The organism is Nonomuraea sp. NPDC003214 (assembly GCF_053590035.1).
The window spans coordinates 281,573-295,467 of the sequence record NZ_JBSFSX010000009.1 but is presented as its reverse complement, the minus strand read 5'-3'; the positions used below and the strand labels follow the sequence as shown (position 1 = coordinate 295,467).

The following is a 13,895-nucleotide window of genomic DNA, read 5'->3' as shown; positions in this document are numbered from 1 at the left end:
GTAGCCGTCAAACGGGGCTATCCTGCGGGGTTCGTCCTGAGGATCTTGCCTTTGCGGTCGGCGACGAGGTGGCCGCCGTCGTACTCGTCGCTCAGGTAGACGAGCAGGACCTGCCGGGTGGCGGCGGTGAACGGGTAGTCGGTGTCGACGATGAAGTAGCGGGAGGTGGGTTTGGGGACGTTCAGGGCTTTCGGCGCCTTGCGGAACAGGGCGGGGAGAACGCTCCAGTCGAACGATTCCAGGTCCACGGCGGGGGACTTCGTGGTGTGGCCGAAGCCCTCCTGCTTGGTGACGACGCCGTCGCGGTAGAAGTAGCGGTCGTAGGCGCCCTTGCGGGCCTTCGCGGGGGCCTCGGCGGAGGCGTAGGTGGGGTAGACGGTGAGGCCGTAGACCTTGGTGCCGCCGATGACGGGCTTCATGGCCTTGATCAGGTCGCGCATGCCCGCCTCGGTGTGCAGGTTGACGGCGCGGGGGGTGGGGGTGGTGGTCTCCTCCTCCGCCGCCGGGTCCTCGGTGGGGGTGCGGTCGGGGGCGGCGAGGGTGGCGGCGTCTTCGGGCCGCTGCTGGGGGTCGCCGGTCGAGGAGGGGAGCTGCGTCCAGACGACGGCGGCGACGGCCACGACGACGGCGGCCGAGATCGCGCCGACGATCCTGCCGGTCTTCCGCTTCCCCGCGGTCCGCCCCTGGGTGGGCATCCCGTAGGGCGCGGGGGCCGGCGGGCCGCCGTAGGGCCGGCCGGGGGGATGCGTCACCGCTCCCCGGGGAGGCGGGTACGGCGAGCCCCCGAAGGGCCCCGGCGGGTGCGTCGGCGAGCTGCCCGCGGGCTGGTGGCCGTAAGGCCCGCCCGGGGGGTGGGTCGGCGCCTCGACCGGCGGGGCGCCGCCGAACGGCCCGCCCCCGTGGGCCGAGGGGGCGTCGGTGGCGACGGTCAGGAGGTGGTCGAGCGTCTCGGGGTCGGGGCGGGCCGACGGGTCGCGGTTGAGCAGCGCCATCAGGGCGGGCCCGAGCGCCCCTGCCCGTTCCGGCGGCGGCACCTCCTGGTTGAGCACCGCCGCGAGCGTCGCCAGCGTGGTGGCGCGGCGCAACGGATGCCGCCCCTCGACCGCCACGTACAGCATCATGCCGAGCGACCACAGGTCGGAGGCCGGGTCGCCCTCGTGCCCGTTGATGCGCTCGGGCGCCATGTACTCGGGTGAGCCGATGAACGACCCGGTGGCCGTCAGGCTGGGCGCCTCGCGCACGGCGGCGATGCCGAAGTCCGTCAGGACGGAGCGCCCGTCGGAGCGGAGCAGGACGTTGGCGGGCTTGACGTCGCGGTGCTGGATGCCGACGGCGTGGGCGGCGCGCAGCGCCGACAGCACCTCGCGGCCGAGCCGCGCGACCTCCGCCGGGGGCATCGGACCGTGGGCGAGCCGGTCCTGGAGCGAGCCGCCGGTGACGAGCTCCATGACGAGCCACGGGTACGTGTCCGTGCCCTCGTCGACGATGTGGTGGATGGTGGCGACGTGCGGGTGGTTGAGCCGGGCCAACGCGCGGGCCTCGCGCAGCACACGCGCGCGCAGCTCGCGGGCCAGGGCCGGGTCGTGCTCGTCCATGGCCGGGTCGGGCGGCCGCACTTCCTTGAGCGCGACGTCGCGGTGCAGGGCGGTGTCCCAGGCCCGCCACACCAGACCCATGCCGCCGCCGCCGAGCCGTTCGCGCAGCTCGAAGCGGCCGTCGATGACCCGTTCACGCATGGGCAGCAGAGTACGCGTTCCGCTCGGACGACGGCAGTCCGGGTAAAGACGGCCAGATCCAACCATGGAGTAGTTGAAAGCTCACTATGGGTACTGACCACTGCGGATGATCAGATCACCACCCGCAGGGGGCACCCATGTACAAGCACGTCATCACCGCACTCGCAGCGACGGCCACCGGCGTCACGTTGATGGCCGCGCCGGCCGCGGCCGACGACTACGACGACCGGCTCAGGGAGTGGTGCGCGAACGCCACGTACCTGCCGCACTCGCCGCTGCGCGACGTGATCGGCGACGACGAGCTGGTCCAGTACCTGACCGACGACGAGTACGGCCGTGACGGCGTACGGATCAGCTACGACAGGCAGCCGACCGCCGAGGAGTGGGCCGAGATCAACGGCTACGTCCACGCGCTGATGGGCCAGGTCTTCGACTCGAACTCGAACGCGAACGCCACCGCCAGGCGCACCGGCCCGGTCGGCACGGTCAACGTGAACGGGCACGTCCGGGGCCTGATCACGGCGCCGTGGTGCGAGGAGTACCACCGCCGTTACCACCCGCACTGGGCCGACTCCTACCGGTCGAACTGGCCGCACTCCTACCGTCCGCAGTGGCAGCAGCCCTACGGCCCGTGGATCGGCCCGTGGACGGGCCCGTGGAACCGTCCGACCTCGTCGGCGACGACGACCGCGCCGCGCTCGTCCTCGGCACCGGCAACGCCGTCGGCCCCGTCGGCTTCGTCCTCGCTGCTGGACAACATCGGCGTCACCGGGCTGCTCAACAGCCTCGGGCTCTCCCGCTGAGCCCCGAGCCGCTTCAGGCGGATCCGGCTCTCCCGGCCGGTCGGCTCCAGCTCGATCACGCGTGCGTCCTGTGGCAGGTGACGCAGGTCGTGGGTGATGAGGATGGTGGTCCGTCCGGCCATGAGCCGTCGCAGCGGCTCCATGATGCGCGTGGCCGTGGCCTGGTCGAGGCCGGTCATCGGCTCGTCGAGGACGAGCACGGGGGCGTCGCGCAGGATCGCCCTGGCGATGGCCACGCGCTGCCGCTGCCCTCCGGACAGCAGCCGGCCCCGCTGCCCGACCTGGGAGTCGTACCCCCGGGGCAGGGTCCTGACGAAGTCGTGCACCCCGGCGAGCTCGGCGGCGCGGATGACCTCGTCGTGGGTGGCGTCCGGCCGGCCGTAGGCGATGTTGTCGCGTACGGTCCCGGAGAACAGCAGCGTCTCCTGGTGCAGGATCGTGATGTTGTCGCGCAGCGACGCCCTGGTGAGCTCGCGGATGTCGTGGCCGTCGAGCAGCACGCGGCCGGTGTCGGGGTCGTAGAACCGCAGCAGCAGCTTGGCGAGCGTCGACTTGCCCGCGCCGCTGGGTCCGGTGAGCACGACGAGCTCGCCCGGTTCGGCGGTGAACGACAGGTTCTGGAGGGCGGGCCGTCTGCGGCCGGGATAGCGGAAGCCGACGTGCTCGAAGCCGACGCGGCCGGCGGCGCGGCCGGGGAGCGGCCTGGCGCCGGGGGCGTCCTCGACGGAGGGCCTGGTCCTGAGCACCTCCATGACGCGGTCGGAGCCGGCCGCAGCCTCCGACACGGTGAGCGCGATCTCGCCGAGGCTCTGCACGGCCGGGTAGAGCATGGCCAGGTACGCGGCGAAGGCCAGCAGGCCGCCCAGCGTGAGCCGTCCGGCGGCGATCTCCCACGCGCCGACGCCCAGGATGACGATGAGGCAGACGGTCTCCAGCACCTGGACGGCGGGACCGTACAGGCCGGCGAGCCACGCCTGCGACAGGTTGGCGCGCAGCCAGCCTCGGCCGGTCGCGTGCAGCCGGGCCGACTCGGCGGACTGGCGGTTGTAGGACTGGACGAGCGCCTGGTTGGCCAGCCCCTCCTCGATGACGCTGTTCATCTCGCCGTTGCTGGAGCGCTCGCGCGCCGAGGCCACCCTGAAGCGGGAGGCGAACATCTTCGACACCACGAGGAAGGCCGGGACCAGCGCCATCGTGACCAGGGCCAGGTCCCAGCGGACGTAGAAGGCGGCGCCGGCGAAGAAGACCACGCTGGCGGCCGTGGTGAACAGCTTGACCAGGCCCGATCCCATCAGCTCTTCGATGGCCTCGATGTCGTCCGTGAGCCTGGCCATGAGGTCGCCGAGACGGCGGTTCTCCCCGTAGTCGGGCGAGAGCGTCTGGATGTGGGTGAACACCCGGTCGCGCAGGCTCAGCAGGAAGCGCTCGGCGCCGACGGCGGTGGCGTACGTGCCGGTGAGCGAGGCGACGCCGGCGACTGCGGCGAGGCCGAGCCAGGTGAGCGCGGGCCCCCAGAACGCGCCGAGGTCGCGGGTGGTGAGCACTTCATCGGTGATCCGGCCGAACAAGCCGATCGCCGCGACTTCGCAGAGCGCGGCGACCGCGGCGAAAACGACGCCCGCGGCGAGCAACCAGCGCAGGCCGCGGGTGTTGGGCCAGAATTCACGGAAGGTTCGGCGGAGGGAGACCGCCGGCGCGAGCGCCGGACGGTCTCCCCGCCTAGGAAAAGAGAATGAGAGACGGCGGTCGGCCCGCCGACTCTCACGGCGTTCTCTTACCACCACCACCGCCTACGACGGCAGCCACAGTAGTACCTGCGGCGCCGACAGCAGCGGCGACGGTAGCAGTGGGACCGGTAACCACTCTGAATGAGAGTCATTTCTCCTCCCCCTGTTTGTAGTGCCCTAAAGGGACACTAGTCCTGATATACCCGTAAATCACCCCAATCACTTCGGCCAAAGAAGACTTGACCGGTCCCACCCGTTCCTTTTTGTTGCGGTAAATGGGCGGAAATGGGCTAGGTGATCAAATGCCCGGAGGGAAAATGCGGTGAATCCAGCCTTTGCGGGGAAACGGTCCGGCCTGCCGTCGCGACCTTGTGGAGCGCCTGAGCGTCACCGTGGAACCCGGCCCGCGGACCCGTCAAGAACGTCAAGCACACGGAAGGGGCCGGGGAGGTGTTTCGCCTTGGTACGGCGGACCCTCCCCGGCCCCAGGTGCATCGCGAGCCTCAGTGCTTGAGGCGGTGCCCCAGCGCTTGAGGCGGTGCTGTGCCTCAGTGCTTGAAGGCGTCCTTGACGTTGCGGGCGGCGTCCTTCGCCTTCTCGCCCGCCTGCTTGACCTTGCCCTTGCTGCGGTCGGCACGGCCCTCGGCCTCGAGGCGTTCGTCGTCGGTCGCCCGGCCCACGCCCTCCTTGGCCCTGCCCTTCAGCTCTTCGGCCTTGTTCGAGATCTTGTCATCGGCGCCCATGTCGGCCCCCTGTCTGTCGCTTGATCCGGGCCTGCCTCCTATCCGAGCCCGGTGCCGGAAAACCTCCCCCACGGCATGGCGGACACGTACGGTCCCCGGGGTCAGGGGCATCATCCAGAGCATGGGACCGATCGAGATCCAGCGCGTCTACGACCACGAGCCGGCCGAGGGCGCGGTGTTCCTGGTGGACCGGATGTGGCCGCGCGGGGTGCGCAAGGACGACCTCCGGCTCGACGGCTGGGCGCGGGACGCGGCGCCCTCGACAGAGCTGCGCAAGTGGTTCGGGCACCGGCCCGAGCGGTTCGCCGAGTTCGCCGAGCGCTACCGCGAGGAGCTGGCCGGGCGCGACGAGGCCGTCCGGCCGCTGCTCGACGCCGCCGTGAAGGGCCGGGTGACGCTGCTCTACGGCGCCAAGGACACCGAGCACAACCAGGCGGTCGTCCTGCGGGACTACCTCAAGGAGCGGGCGGGCTGAGCCGCGCCGGGAAGCCGCCGGTCGCGATCGGGCCCCAGCGCTCGATGCGCACGCGGATCAGCGACTTGTCCTGGCGGCGCATGGCCTCGCGGTACTCGTCCCAGTCGGGATGCTCGCCGGAGATGCACCTGAAGTACTCGACCAGGCCCTCCAGCGCCTCCGGCATGTCGAGCACCTCGGCCCGGCCGTCGACCTGTACGTACGGGCCGTCCCAGTCGTCCGACAGCACGCAGATCGACACGCGGTCGTCGCGGCGCGCGTTGACGGCCTTGGCGCGGTCCGGATAGGTGGAGATCACGATCCGGCCGTCACCGTCGACCCCGCAGGTGACGGGCGAGAGCTGCGGGCGGCCGTCGGCGCGGGTGGTCGACAGCAGGCCGTGGTGCCGGGGACGGAGGAAGTCGAGCAGCTCGGGCAGCTCCACCCGGCTGGCTGTCGCGATCCTTGGAGCCATTTCACCTACCTTTCCATAGCTTCAGACGACCTTCCAGTACTCGTACGAATGCGTTGCGTGATGTCCGTTGATCGGGTAAGCCAGTGACATGTCCTTGGAAGGGTGGTTACTGGGCGGGCGCTACCGGTTGCTCTCGAAGCTGGGAGAGGGCGGCATGGGCGCCGTGTGGCGGGCCCGCGACGAGCTCCTCGACCGCGAGGTCGCGATCAAGGAGGTGACCGCCGCCGGGCAGCGGGCGGCCGACACGATGCGGGAGGCGCGCATCGCCGCCAAGCTGACGCACCCGAACATCGCCGCCGTCCACGACGTGGTGCTGGCCGGCGAGCGGCCGTGGATCGTCATGCAGTACGTGCCGTCGAGCAGCCTGGCCAGGATGATCGCCGATCGGGGCCCGCTGGCCGTGCCGACCGTGACGCGCATCGGGCTGGAGGTGCTGGCCGCGCTCCGCTACGCGCACGCCTCGGGGGTGCTGCACCGGGACGTGAAGCCGGGCAACATCCTGCTCACCTCCGAGGGACACGCCATCCTGACGGACTTCGGGCTGGCGACGACGCTGGACGGCGAGCCGTCGTCGGGCCGGCCCGGCGTGGTCGTGGGCACGCCCGCCTACATCGCGCCCGAGCGGGCCGGCGGCGGGCCGTCCACGGCGCTGAGCGACCTGTGGTCGCTGGGGGCGACGCTGTACGCGGCGGTCGAGGGCCGGGCGCCGTACCGGCACAGCAGTGAGCTGGCCACGCTGAGCGCGGTCGTGAGCACCCGCCCGGACCCGTTCGAGCGGGCCGGTGAGCTGGCGCCGCTGATCGGCGGGCTGCTGGAGAAGGACCCCGAACGCCGCACCGGCGCCGCCGAGGCGCACGCGCAGCTGACCGCCCTGCTGGGCCAGTCCGAGCCCGCGCCGCCCGACCGGCCGACGGGCGGGGCCGCCGCACAGCGGACGGGCCGCGGGCGGCGCTGGTGCGCCGGAGGGCGGCGGAGGGAGACGGCGGGGCTGCTGGCGCTGGCCGGGATCGTCGTGGCCGCCATGTCGTGGAGCGCCACCCCCGTGGCGGGCCCGCCCGTGCCCGCCCCGCACCCCACCACCACCGCGACCGCCACGGCCACGGCCACAACCACAGCGACGGTCACCGCCACGGCCGAGCCGGCACCGGAGACGACGCGCCCGCAGACGACCCCGTCGGACGCGCCCCCATCGGAACCGGCCGCTTCGGAACCGGCCGCTTCGGAACCGACCCCATCGGAAGCGGCCACCCCGTCGGAAGCGGCGCCCCAGAGCAGGACCACGCAGACGACCCAGGCCGGCGAGACGTCCCGTGCGCGCTCCCGCCGGGCCGTGAACTCGTCCGACCAGCAACGGCCCGACCAGCCCCCCGGTCAGGCCAGGAGGAAGACCGACCACGGCAAGGGCCCCAAGCGCTAGTTACGTACATTTGCCGATGCGTTCCCATACCCGCCGTGCTTACTGTCTGCCGGTTCGAACGCCGTCCGTGAAGGTGGGTACATGCGTACGTTGACCGCGTTCCTCTCCACCGTCGTGCTTGCCACGGCGCTCACCGCGCCCACGGGCCAGGCCGTCGCCGCGGCGAAGCCCGCGGCGGGCCAGGCCGACGTCGTCTACCAGCGGGCCGACTTCGCCGGCGGCACCGCGGAGGGCACCACCGCCGGCGACGGGCTGTCGTTCGCGAGCGTCGCGGGCACCGCCTCCTACACCGACGCCCTCGGCACCCGGACCTGGGAGTACGCCCGCTGGACCGGGCCCGAGCGGCAGACGGGCTTCGGCGCGACCGAGCTGATCGCCTCCTGGACGGCCGACATCCCGGCCGGGAGCTGGATGCAGGTCGAGGCGCGCGCCCGGCACGCCGCCGGGCTGACGAAGTGGTACGTGCTGGGCCGCTGGGCCTACGGCGAGGGCGACATCCGCCGCACGTCGGTGCCCGGCCAGGGCGACGCCGACGCGAACGTGGCCGTCGACACGCTGGTGGCCGCCGACGGCCGGCTGATCGACGCCTACCAGCTCCGCGTCACCCTCTACCGGAAGCCGGGCTCGGCGGTGACGCCACGGGTGCGCACGCTGGGCGCGATGGCCTCGCACGTCCCGGAGCGCAAGAGGGTCCCGGTGAGCCCCGGCGGTGGCGCGTGGGGCACGGAGCTGGACGTGCCGCGCCGCTCGCAGAGCATCCACTCGGGCCACTACCCGGAGTGGGACGGCGGCGGCCAGGCGTGGTGCAGCCCGTCCTCGACCACGATGGTGCTGGGCTACTGGGGCCGGTGGCCGAGCGCGCAGGACACCGCCTGGGTGGACCCGTCGGACCCGAACCCGGAGGTCGACCACGCGGCGCGCTACACCTACGACCACGCCTACCAGGGCGCGGGCAACTGGCCGTTCAACGTCGCCTACGCGGGCCGCTACGGCGTGGACGGGTTCGTGACGCGGCTGCGGACGCTGACGGAGCTGGAGAAGCTGGTCGGCGCGGGCATCCCGGTGATCACCTCGCAGTCGTTCAAGAAGGGCGAGCTGCCCGGCGCCGGGTACGGGACGGACGGGCACATCATGGTGGTCGTCGGCTTCACCGAGAACGGCGACGTGATCGCCAACGATCCGGCCTCGCCCAGCAACGACGCGGTGCGCCGGGTCTACCCGCGGGCCGACTTCGAGAACGTGTGGCTGCGCAGCTCCAGCAGCGGCGGCGTGGTGTACGTCATCCACCCGCCGGGCCACGCGCTGCCCGCCACGACGCCGGGGCTGCCGGCCAACTGGTGATCACAGCCGTGAGACGCCGCACGCCCGGCCGGGCGAGTCGGCGACGCGGTCCTCGTACACGCCGACCTTGAACGTGATGAGGTCCAGGCAGCGGGTGAGCTCCTCGATCTGGCCGCTCACCCGCTCCTGGTGGGCGCGCATCAGCTCCAGGCGCTCGTCCTCGGTGCCGGGGCCCTGGCGGACCAGCTCGGTGTAGCGGCGGATGTCGGGCAGCGGCATGCCGGAGGCGCGCAGGAGCACGCACATGCCGAGCCAGTCGACGTGGTCCTCGGTGTAGACGCGGCGGCCTCCGGCGTCACGCTCGACGGGGTGGGCCAGGATGCCCTCTTGCTCGTAGAAGCGCAGGGCGTGCACGCTCAGGCCGGTGCGCTCGGCGACCTGCGAGATGGTCAGCATGGTGTCCAGTTTGACCTAGAGCCGACTCTAACTCCTAGCGTGCGGACCACGTACCGGACTCTTGGAGGGACCATGCGTTACCGCGCTCTCGGCGGCACCGGCATCGAGGTGAGCACGCACTGCCTGGGGACGATGATGTTCGGCTTCGTGGCCAACCAGGACCACGACGAGTGCGCCAGGATCATCCACACGGCGCTCGACGCGGGCGTCAACTTCGTCGACACGGCCGACATGTACTCGGCGGGCGAGTCGGAGGAGATCGTCGGCAAGGCGCTGGCCGGGCGGCGTGACGAGGTGGTCCTGGCCACGAAGGTGCACTTCCCGATGGGCGAGGGGCGCAACCGGGGCGGCAACTCGCGGCGGTGGATCGTCATGGCGGTCGAGGACAGCCTGCGGCGGCTGCGCACCGACTGGATCGACCTGTACCAGGTGCACCGGCCGGACCACACGACCGACGTCGAGGAGACGCTGGGCGTGCTCGGCGACCTGGTACGGGAGGGGAAGATCCGGGCGTTCGGCTGCTCGACGTTCCCGGCGGAGCAGATCGCCGAGTCGCACCACGTGGCCGAGCGGCGCGGGCTGCCGCGCTTCCGCACCGAGCAGCCGCCGTACTCGCTGCTGGCGCGCGGCGTGGAGGCGTCGGTGCTGCCGACGTGCCAGAGGTACGGGATGGGCGTGCTGACGTGGAGCCCGCTCGCGTCGGGGTTCCTGACGGGCCGGATCCGCAAGGGCGGGCCGATCGACCTGTCCAGCGGCCGGGCCCGCATCACCCCGGCCCGGTTCGACCCGGCGATCCCGGAGAACCAGGTCAAGCTGGACGCCGTCGAGCGGCTGATCGAGCTGGCCGGCGACCTCGGCTGCACGCTGCCGGAGCTGGCCACGGCGTTCCCGCTGGCGCATCCCGCCGTCACGTCCGTGATCATCGGGCCGCGCACGCCGGCCCAGCTCGAAGCGAGCCTGAAGGGCGCCTCGCTCGTCCTCGACGACGCGGCGCTGGACCGCATCGACGAGATCGTCCCGCCCGGCGTGAACCTGTACCAGCCGGACGGGGCGTGGCGCCCTCCGTCGCTCACGGACCCGGCTCTGCGCCGCCGTCCGCTCGGCGACCGGCCGGCGGCCTAGCGCGGCTCGATGACGCCCTCCCGCACCAGCCTGTCGAGCGTGGCGGCCATCGCCTTGGCGTCGTTGAGGTGCGGGAACGGCTCGTCGGGGACGTCACGGCGGAGGAATCGGCACAGCGGCTCCCAGCCCTCGCGCACGTCGAAGATCAGCAGCCGGTCCGCCGGCAGGCTCGCCCTGGCCTTGTCCACGTACCGCTCGAAGGCGGCCAGCGCGACCTTCTCCTCCGGCATGCCGTCGGTGAAGGTCCAGTCGTCGAGGCCGAACACGTCCCGCCCGATCTCGGTGAGGAGCGGAGTGATCAGGTCCATCCTGCCGAACACCGCCGCGGCGGCCTCGGGCAGGTCGGGCGGCAGCTCGCGGCCGGGGCCCTCGGCCATGAGCGTGCCCATGCTCACGTACCAGGCGTGCGGGTCGCGTACGGTCAGGACGACCTTGGCGTCGGGGAACGCTTCGGCCTGGGAGCGGTAGAAGTGGGAGGCCGGCCAGTCCTGGGAGGAGCGGTAGCCGTCGAACACCCGGGGCCAGTCGGGCTCGCCGCCGCCGGCCAGCGGCGCCCAGCGCTCGGCGATGCCCGGCTTGGTCATGACGTCGAACATGTGGAAGCAGGGTCCGAACCCCAGCCGCTCCAGCGCGGCCTTCATCGAGCTCGTCCCGGTGCGCGGGAACCCCGCGCCGATCACCTCTAACATGTTGGGCCTCTCGCTCTCGGGAATGCCTACTCCCATTAGAGACGCAAGAGGCCCGCAATGTGACAAGAAGTCAGCGAGTCGGGTCAAACGCCCGCAGCGCCTCGGGCTGCTTGCCCGTGGTGATCTGCTCGGCGAGCATGCGGCCGGTGGCCGGGCCGTGGGTCAGGCCCCACATGCCGTGGCCGCCCGCGACGTAGATGCCGGGCACCCGGGTTGCGCCGATCAGCGGCATGCCGTCAGGGGTGACGGGACGCGGGCCCACCCACGTGTCGGTGCGCTCCTCCCAGTGCACGCCGGTCAGCAGCGGCTTGGCGGAGGCGATGATCGCGTCCACGCGGCGCTGGAAGAGCGGGGCGTCCGGGTCACGGAACTCCATCGTGCCCGCGACACGCAGCTTGCCCTGGTACGGGGTGCAGGCGACGCGCACTGCGGGCAGGTAGATCGGGCCGCGCACCGGCTCGTCCGTCGGCACGGTGAAGGAGTAGCCGCGCCCGGCGCGTACCTGGGTCCGCACGCCCCACTCCTTGGCGAGCCGGTTCAGCCAGGCGCCGGTGGCGAGCACGACGGCGTCGGCCTTGACGCTGTCGCCGTTGGCGGCGCGCACGACCTGCTTGCCGCCCTCCTGGTCCACGCCGGTCACGGTGAAGCCGTCGCGGATGACGCCGCCGCGCGCGGTGACGGCGTCGGCCAGCGCGTGGGTGAACGCGCCCGGGTCGACGTAACGCTGCCCGTCGAGCCGGATGCCCGCCTCGGCCTGCACGGAGAGCTGCGGAGCCTGCTTGCGCAGCTCGGCGCCCTCGAAGGCGGCGTAGCGGATCTCCAGCCCGGAGTCGTTGATGCGGCGCAGCTCGTGCAGCAGCGAGACGGCCTGCTTCGGGGTGCGGAAGGCGGCCATGATCGGCGCCTCGACGGTGGGGGCCTCGACGCCGCTGGCGGTGAGGACGTCGAACGCCTCCAGGCACTCCTCGTTGAACGGGAGGTTGGCCCGGACGGCGCGGCCCCAGTCCTTCCAGTTGCAGTGCAGCGCGAACCGGGTCAGGAACGCCCACAGCCCCACGTCGGGCGTCGTCGGCACGTGCAGCGGCGCGTCCCGGTCGAGCAGGGAGCGCAGGCCGTAGCGGAGCACGCCGGGCTCGTTGAGCGGGATGGCCAGGCCGGGCGACAGCCAGCCCGCGTTGCCCCAGGAGGAACCGGCCGCGACCCCGTCACGGTCGACCACGGTCACCTCGACGCCGCGCTCCTGCAGGAACCAGGCGGTGGACAGGCCCACCACACCGGCGCCGATCACCACTGCCGTTCGCGGCCCGCCGTCGATACGCATTGCCACCCTCTCCGCTCTGTCGCGTTACACCTGCAGGATCGCCCGTAGGACGCGAGAACGGTTCATCTGCGCGCGACAACCGGGGGGCCGCCGTTTGTCCGGCCAGGACAACGCGGCCCGGCTAGTGCGACGCGGCGGCCAACGCGATGATCATCGCCAGCCGCTTCTCCGGCTGGTCGAGGCCCAGATCGGTGATCGCGGTCATCTTCCTGAACCGGTAGCGGACGGTGTTCGGGTGCACGCCGAGCCGGGTGGCGGCCACGGCCAGATCGCCCTGCGCCTCCAGCCAGGCGCGCAGCGTCTCGATGTAGCGGGTGCCGTGCTCGGCGTCGTGCCTGGTCAGCTCGGCGACCGGACCGCGCGCCGGGGTGCGGCCCGCCGACGCCGCCGCCCGCAGCCGCTCGAGCAGGATCGCGTCCCACGACTCGTCGTAGACCACGGCCAGGTCGCCGTCGGGCCGGGCGGCTCGCAGCGCCAGGCTCTCGTCCGCCTCCTGCCTGCTGGCGGGCAGCTGCGCGGGCACGGCCGGGCCGCCGACCCCGGCCATCAGCGTGACCCGGCGCGGCAGCACGTGCGCGATCGCGGCCACCCAGTCGCGGGCGGGCGCCGGCTCGCCGCCGCTGGGCAGCACCGTGTAGAGCGTGTTGCCGAACAGCGCGCTGCGCCCCGGCCGCGACCAGCCGAACCCGGTCGTGGCCCGCTCGAACGCCATCAGGATCGCGGCGTGCGCCTCGTCGCCGACGTGCGCCTGCAACGCGATCACCCGGAACTGGCCGCCGGGCAGCCCCAGCCGGCTGATCAGCGCGGGGGCGTCGGCGGTGCCCTCCAGCAACTGGATGACCAGGTCGGACTCCACCTGCCGCTCCAGGTCGGCGCTCACCCGCGAGCGCAGCAGGTGCAGCGCGACGGCCCGGGCGCCGTCGGCCAGCACGGTCAGCGGCGCGCCCTCCAGCGGACGCTCGCACTCCACCCAGATCGACCCCAGCAGCTCGCGCCCGGCCCGCACGGCCACCACCATCCGGCCGCGCAGCCCGTGCTCCGGCGACGGCGCCACGAACACGGGCTCGTCGGAGGTCGCCAGGTGGCGGAAGACCCCCTTGCGCGCCAGCAGCCGCCGCATCGAGTCGGGCACCCGGCGGCCCAGGATCGTCTCCAGCCGAACCGGGTCGGAGCTCTGCTGGGAGCCCGAGTAGGCCAGCACCCGCGACATCTGGTCCTCGATCGTCACCGGGTTGCCCAGCTCGCCGGCCAGCGTGTCGGCGAAGGCGAACAGGTCGGTCGGGCCGCGGCCCGCCTCGGTCTCGCGTCCCTCCAGGACCAGGCCGTACACCACGCCGAGGAGCTGGCTCCAGGACACCTCGGGGTCGACGGCGAGCACGGCCATCCCGGCGTCGCGGGCGCCGGCCAGGGCCTCGTCGTCGCCCGGGACGCCCTCGCGGACCAGCACCACGACGGCTCTGGCGGTACGGGCCAGCCGGATCGCCTCGGCGGTCGACTCCACGCCCACCGCCAGGTACACGTCACCGCCGGCCGGCCGGTCGTCGGCCGGATCGTGGACGACGACGCTGCGCAGCTCGACGCCCCGGGAGGCGGGCGCCAGCCGCAGCCGCGCGCCGTAGCCTCCCAGCACGTTCACCAACCGGTCCAGCTTCAGCATCCGCGCAGCGTACA

12 protein-coding genes are annotated in these 13,895 nt (G+C 72.6%); 4 read left to right on the top strand and 8 right to left on the bottom strand.

Going from position 1 to position 13,895, the window contains the following annotated elements; genetic code table 11:
- Positions 1-17 precede the first annotated feature (17 nt).
- The 3 genes from ACWDXC_RS29280 to ACWDXC_RS29270 all read right to left on the bottom strand — a co-directional run bounded on the left by ACWDXC_RS29280 (position 18) and on the right by ACWDXC_RS29270 (position 5,009).
- Complete coding sequence (locus tag ACWDXC_RS29280; RefSeq protein WP_449986948.1) at positions 18-1,736, bottom strand: serine/threonine-protein kinase; 1,719 nt, start codon at positions 1,734-1,736, stop codon at positions 18-20.
- Between the two features lie 622 nt (positions 1,737-2,358).
- Positions 2,359-4,170 (bottom strand): ABC transporter transmembrane domain-containing protein, encoded by a 1,812-nt coding sequence (locus ACWDXC_RS29275; protein WP_449986946.1) that lies wholly within the window; start codon positions 4,168-4,170, stop codon positions 2,359-2,361.
- 644 nt (positions 4,171-4,814) lie between these two features.
- Entirely contained in the window at positions 4,815-5,009 is a 195-nt protein-coding gene (locus ACWDXC_RS29270; RefSeq protein WP_219508506.1) for a CsbD family protein, read from the bottom strand.
- 121 nt (positions 5,010-5,130) lie between these two features.
- Between ACWDXC_RS29270 and ACWDXC_RS29265 the strand changes: the two genes are divergently transcribed.
- Complete coding sequence (locus ACWDXC_RS29265) at positions 5,131-5,484, top strand: DUF488 domain-containing protein (protein ID WP_449986944.1); 354 nt, start codon at positions 5,131-5,133, stop codon at positions 5,482-5,484.
- Here the strand turns inward: ACWDXC_RS29265 and ACWDXC_RS29260 are convergent.
- Entirely contained in the window at positions 5,465-5,938 is a 474-nt protein-coding gene (locus tag ACWDXC_RS29260) for a PPOX class F420-dependent oxidoreductase (RefSeq protein WP_219508504.1), read from the bottom strand. The genes ACWDXC_RS29265 and ACWDXC_RS29260 overlap by 20 nt on opposite strands.
- An 88-nt stretch (positions 5,939-6,026) precedes the next feature.
- Here ACWDXC_RS29260 and ACWDXC_RS29255 point away from each other — a divergent pair, with 88 nt between their 5' ends.
- Together ACWDXC_RS29255 and ACWDXC_RS29250 are read left to right on the top strand one after the other, a co-directional pair.
- Complete coding sequence (locus ACWDXC_RS29255; protein ID WP_449986942.1) at positions 6,027-7,355, top strand: protein kinase domain-containing protein; 1,329 nt, start codon at positions 6,027-6,029, stop codon at positions 7,353-7,355.
- A gap of 81 nt (positions 7,356-7,436) precedes the next feature.
- Positions 7,437-8,696 carry a C39 family peptidase gene (locus ACWDXC_RS29250; protein ID WP_449986940.1) on the top strand — a complete coding sequence of 420 codons (1,260 nt, stop codon included), beginning with the start codon at positions 7,437-7,439 and terminating at the stop codon, positions 8,694-8,696.
- Here ACWDXC_RS29250 and ACWDXC_RS29245 read toward each other — a convergent pair whose 3' ends face one another.
- On the bottom strand, positions 8,697-9,092 hold the full coding sequence (locus ACWDXC_RS29245) for a MerR family transcriptional regulator (protein ID WP_219508501.1): 396 nt from the start codon (positions 9,090-9,092) through the stop codon (positions 8,697-8,699).
- A 72-nt stretch (positions 9,093-9,164) separates the two neighbouring features.
- On the opposite strand from ACWDXC_RS29245, the gene ACWDXC_RS29240 reads away from it, so the two are divergent.
- Positions 9,165-10,214: an aldo/keto reductase gene (locus ACWDXC_RS29240; RefSeq protein ID WP_449986939.1), complete on the top strand. Its 1,050-nt coding sequence runs from the start codon at positions 9,165-9,167 to the stop codon at positions 10,212-10,214.
- Here ACWDXC_RS29240 and ACWDXC_RS29235 read toward each other — a convergent pair.
- From ACWDXC_RS29235 to ACWDXC_RS29225, 3 genes are all read right to left on the bottom strand, one after another.
- A complete protein-coding gene (locus ACWDXC_RS29235; protein WP_449986937.1) occupies positions 10,211-10,903 on the bottom strand; it encodes a sulfotransferase family protein in 693 nt (230 codons plus the stop codon). The genes ACWDXC_RS29240 and ACWDXC_RS29235 overlap by 4 nt on opposite strands.
- A gap of 70 nt (positions 10,904-10,973) precedes the next feature.
- On the bottom strand, positions 10,974-12,224 hold the full coding sequence (locus tag ACWDXC_RS29230; protein WP_219508498.1) for an NAD(P)/FAD-dependent oxidoreductase: 1,251 nt from the start codon (positions 12,222-12,224) through the stop codon (positions 10,974-10,976).
- A gap of 121 nt (positions 12,225-12,345) precedes the next feature.
- Entirely contained in the window at positions 12,346-13,881 is a 1,536-nt protein-coding gene (locus tag ACWDXC_RS29225) for a PucR family transcriptional regulator (RefSeq protein ID WP_449986935.1), read from the bottom strand.
- Positions 13,882-13,895: the final 14 nt, after the last annotated feature.

What these genes read in the sequence shown, in the direction of transcription:
- ACWDXC_RS29235 (WP_449986937.1), bottom strand. Translation starts at nt 10,903, where the DNA reads ATGTTAGAGGTGATCGGCGCGGGGTTCCCGCGCACCGGGACGAGCTCG.
- ACWDXC_RS29270 (WP_219508506.1), bottom strand. Translation starts at nt 5,009, where the DNA reads ATGGGCGCCGATGACAAGATCTCGAACAAGGCCGAAGAGCTGAAGGGC.
- ACWDXC_RS29255 (WP_449986942.1), top strand. Translation starts at nt 6,027, where the DNA reads ATGTCCTTGGAAGGGTGGTTACTGGGCGGGCGCTACCGGTTGCTCTCG.
- ACWDXC_RS29230 (WP_219508498.1), bottom strand. Translation starts at nt 12,224, where the DNA reads ATGCGTATCGACGGCGGGCCGCGAACGGCAGTGGTGATCGGCGCCGGT.
- ACWDXC_RS29240 (WP_449986939.1), top strand. Translation starts at nt 9,165, where the DNA reads ATGCGTTACCGCGCTCTCGGCGGCACCGGCATCGAGGTGAGCACGCAC.
- ACWDXC_RS29250 (WP_449986940.1), top strand. Translation starts at nt 7,437, where the DNA reads ATGCGTACGTTGACCGCGTTCCTCTCCACCGTCGTGCTTGCCACGGCG.
- ACWDXC_RS29280 (WP_449986948.1), bottom strand. Translation starts at nt 1,736, where the DNA reads ATGCGTGAACGGGTCATCGACGGCCGCTTCGAGCTGCGCGAACGGCTC.
- ACWDXC_RS29225 (WP_449986935.1), bottom strand. Translation starts at nt 13,881, where the DNA reads ATGCTGAAGCTGGACCGGTTGGTGAACGTGCTGGGAGGCTACGGCGCG.
- ACWDXC_RS29245 (WP_219508501.1), bottom strand. Translation starts at nt 9,092, where the DNA reads ATGCTGACCATCTCGCAGGTCGCCGAGCGCACCGGCCTGAGCGTGCAC.
- ACWDXC_RS29265 (WP_449986944.1), top strand. Translation starts at nt 5,131, where the DNA reads ATGGGACCGATCGAGATCCAGCGCGTCTACGACCACGAGCCGGCCGAG.
- ACWDXC_RS29260 (WP_219508504.1), bottom strand. Translation starts at nt 5,938, where the DNA reads ATGGCTCCAAGGATCGCGACAGCCAGCCGGGTGGAGCTGCCCGAGCTG.